The sequence below is a fragment of the Mycobacterium sp. TH-M116 genome (assembly GCF_057473685.1).
In genome coordinates this window covers 1-2654 of sequence record NZ_JBYCLC010000254.1, presented here as the reverse complement: position 1 = coordinate 2654, position 2654 = coordinate 1, and the positions used below count along the sequence as shown (strand labels likewise).

At 69.3% G+C, this 2654-nt stretch carries 4 protein-coding genes; 3 read left to right on the top strand and 1 reads right to left on the bottom strand.

Features of this window, described 5'->3' with window-relative positions; genetic code table 11:
- Window positions 1–34: 34 nt before the first annotated feature.
- From clgR to pspM, 3 genes are all read left to right on the top strand, one after another.
- Window positions 35–373 carry a transcriptional regulator ClgR gene (gene clgR, locus AC2VOK_RS12735; RefSeq protein ID WP_428900796.1) on the top strand — a complete coding sequence of 113 codons (339 nt, stop codon included), beginning with the start codon at window positions 35–37 and terminating at the stop codon, window positions 371–373.
- Window positions 374–538: 165 nt separating this feature from the next.
- On the top strand, window positions 539–1354 hold the full coding sequence (gene pspA, locus AC2VOK_RS12730) for a phage shock protein PspA (protein ID WP_428900795.1): 816 nt from the start codon (window positions 539–541) through the stop codon (window positions 1352–1354).
- Between the two features lie 30 nt (window positions 1355–1384).
- Window positions 1385–2200: a phage shock envelope stress response protein PspM gene (gene pspM / locus AC2VOK_RS12725; protein WP_428900794.1), complete on the top strand. Its 816-nt coding sequence runs from the start codon at window positions 1385–1387 to the stop codon at window positions 2198–2200.
- Between the two features lie 51 nt (window positions 2201–2251).
- Here the strand turns inward: pspM and AC2VOK_RS12720 are convergent.
- Window positions 2252–2654, bottom strand: a 403-nt coding sequence (locus tag AC2VOK_RS12720; RefSeq protein ID WP_428900793.1) for a limonene-1,2-epoxide hydrolase, incomplete at its 5' end; no start/stop codon positions are given.

Below are 2654 nucleotides of genomic sequence, written 5' to 3'. Positions count from 1 at the left end.
TGGACTAACCCGGACTGGACTGAAGGAGAGCAGGATGCCGCCATTGGTGCGTGAGGTGATCGGCGACGTGCTGCGCCGGGCCCGGATGACACAGGGCCGCACGCTGCGCGAAGTGTCCGATTCGGCGCGGGTGAGTCTCGGGTACCTCTCCGAGGTGGAGCGGGGCCGCAAGGAGCCTTCCAGCGAGTTGCTCAACGCGATCTGCGATGCGCTGGATGTGCCGCTGTCGGCGGTGCTCACCAAAGCCGGGGAGCGTATGGCGACCGAGGAGCGTGCTGTCCACCACGTACCGGGTGGCGGGCCCGCTACCAGGACCATCGACTCCGAGACCAAGGTCGTCATCGGATCGGTGGCATCCCTGGCAGTGGCCTGAACGCCCGGATCGGGCGCTCCGGGGCCGAGCTGCAAAGGTGGGGCTATCGGTTCCGACCCGTTAAATTGAGCGACAGGGCGGACTGACGCACTCCGGCCGCGTCCGACACACGGCCGTCCGACACACGGCCCCTCCGGCCCACAGGAAGCGAAGGTGGAGCTACTCATGGCCAACCCGTTCGTCAAAGCGTGGAAGTACCTGATGGCGCTGTTCAACGCGAAGATCGACGAGCACGCCGACCCGAAAGTGCAGATTCAGCAGGCCATCGAGGAAGCCCAGCGCGCCCACCAGGCGCTGACCCAGCAGGCGGCGCAGGTGATCGGCAACCAGCGTCAGCTCGAGATGCGGCTCAACCGGCAGCTCGCCGATATCGAGAAGCTTCAGGTCAACGTCCGTCAGGCCCTGACGCTGGCCGACCAGGCCACCGCTGCCGGTGACGCCGCCAAGGCCAGCGAGTACAACAACGCCGCCGAAGCGTTCGCGGCCCAGCTGGTGACCGCCGAGCATAGTGTCGAGGACCTCAAGACGCTGCACGACCAGGCTCTGAGCGCGGCCGGCCAGGCCAAAAAGGCCGTCGACCAGAACGCGATGGTGCTGCAGCAGAAGATCGCCGAGCGCACCAAACTGCTCAGCCAGCTCGAGCAGGCCAAGATGCAGGAACAGGTGAGCGCCTCGCTGCGGTCGATGAGTGAGGTCGCCGCGCCGGGCAACGTGCCCAACCTCGACGAGGTGCGCGACAAGATCGAACGCCGCTATGCCAACGCGGTCGGTGCCGCCGAGCTCGCGAAGGGTTCCGTACAGGGCCGAATGCTCGAGGTCGAGCAGGCCGGCGTGCAGATGGCCGGCCATTCCCGGCTCGAACAGATCCGTGCCTCGATGCGGGGCGAAGCTCTGCCGACCGGCGGGTCCGCCGCCGCCCCCCAAGCCACGCCCCCCGAGACTGCCGGACCGGCGGTGCCCGAGCAGCCGCTCGGCCAGTAGCGCGGGGCTTTCGGGACTTCGGGGCTTGTGATGACGGTGAAATCGACTCAGCGCGGGCCGTGGCGTGCGCTGCTGCAGCGAGGTCTGGGCATCGCCGAGGAGCTCTCCGAGGTGCTGGCCCGACGGCTCGGCGGGGCGGTGGATCCCCGCGCGCGGCTGGTGCGCCGCCGCCGCCGCGCGCTGCGCTGGGGGCTGATCTTCAGCGCCGGGTGCCTGTTCTGGGCGGTGGTGACGGCGCTGCTGGCAGCCTGGGGCTGGTTCGCGCTGCTGCTGGAGGTCACCGGCGCCATCGCGGTCGTGCAGTCGATCCCGGCGACGTTGTTGCTGCTGCGCTACCGGTGGCTGCGGTCGGAGCCGCTGCCGCCGGGACAATCCGCGGGCGCCCGACGGCTGCCGCCGCCAGGTTCGGCGGCGCGTCCGGCGATGTACGCGCTGGGCGCCTCCGAACGCGGATTCCACTCGCTGGTGGGCGTGCTGGAGCGGGGAGCCCTGCTGCCGCCCACCGAAATCGACGACCTGACCTCGGCGGCGGACAGGGCCTCGACGGCCATGGCGGCCACCGCAGCGGAGGTGGTCTCGATGGAGCGGGCAGCGCGGCATTCGGAGTCGTCGCGGCCGCACCTGGTGGCGACCATCAACGTGTTCACCGCACAGTTGGCGGCCGGCGTTCGCCAGTACAACGAAATAGTTACCGCTGCAGCGCAATTGGTGTCTTCGGCGAATGCCTCGGGCGAGGCTTCCGCCGGACCGCGGCAGCGCTATCGCGCCGAGCTGGCGCAGGCCACCGATCGCCTGGTCGGGTGGGCGCAGGCATTCGACGAACTCGGCGGACTGCCCCGCAGCTGAGGGCGGGAGCAGGCCGAGTGCTTCCCGGGTGTGCCCGCACCGCCGGCGGCGCTAAAACGTCGCTTTGAGCGAGGGCAGCACCAGCGCCGCGACACCGCGCACGGTTGCCTTCATCATGTCGAAGAAGTCGAAGTAGTCCCGCCACAACGTGATCCGCCCCGCGTGCACCTCGAACACGCCGCACACCCAGAACTGCAGTCGCAGCGGGCCGAAGATCAGCGCGTCGGTGCGTTCGGTCAGCACCGCGGCCCCGTCGGTGGCGATGCGGTGGATCTTCACCTCGAAGGCGGCGCGGCCCTCCATCCGGCGGAACAGCTTCATCGCCCTGGCGCGGCCGTGAATCGTGGGCAAACCGACGTTCTCGTAGACGAGGTCGTCGTCCAGCACGGCATCCGCGGTCGCGTAGTCCGCGTCCTGCAGGGCGTTCAGGAAACGCTCAACCGTGCGAGCGTTC